The sequence below is a fragment of the Pseudomonas yamanorum genome (genome assembly GCF_013386765.1).
Classification (GTDB): domain Bacteria; phylum Pseudomonadota; class Gammaproteobacteria; order Pseudomonadales; family Pseudomonadaceae; genus Aquipseudomonas; species Aquipseudomonas yamanorum_A.
On the sequence record NZ_JACARE010000072.1, the window covers coordinates 1 to 522 of the forward strand.

Here is a 522-nt window from a genome sequence, read left to right on the forward strand (position 1 = left end):
GGCGTCTTCTGCAACACCGCGTCGTCGGCCGTCAGCCTGTAGGCCTGCTGCATCCAGCACAGGCGATTGGTCAACGCCTTGTGCCGGTTGCCGGCACCCTTGGGCTTGCCGGTGGACCCGGAGGTGTAGATCACGTACGCCAGGTTTTCCGGCGCCAGGCTGATGCCCGGGCACGTGGTGGGGAACGCTTCGGCGCCCGGTTCGTCCAGGCACAACGTGGCCAGGCCGGCCGGGATCGGCAATTGCGCCAACAGGCGACGCTGGCTCAGCAGCAACCCGATGGCACTGTCTTCGATCATGTAGGCCAGGCGTTCCGTCGGGTAGTCCGGGTCCAGCGGGACGTAGGCCCCACCGGCCTTGAGCACCGCCAGCAAGCCAATGACCATCTCCAGACTGCGCTCCATCGCCAGCCCCACCAGTACTTCGGGGCCTACGCCAAGGCTGATCAGTTGATGGGCCAATTGGTTGGCGCGCTGATCAAGCTCCCGGTACGTCAACTGCTGTTCGCCGAACTGCAACGCC

At 65.5% G+C, this 522-nt stretch carries 1 protein-coding gene; it reads right to left on the reverse strand.

Features of this window, described 5'->3' with window-relative positions; genetic code table 11:
* Positions 1 to 522 (reverse strand): AMP-binding protein (locus tag HX875_RS31820; RefSeq protein WP_177048905.1); only part of this gene is annotated, 522 nt, incomplete at both ends.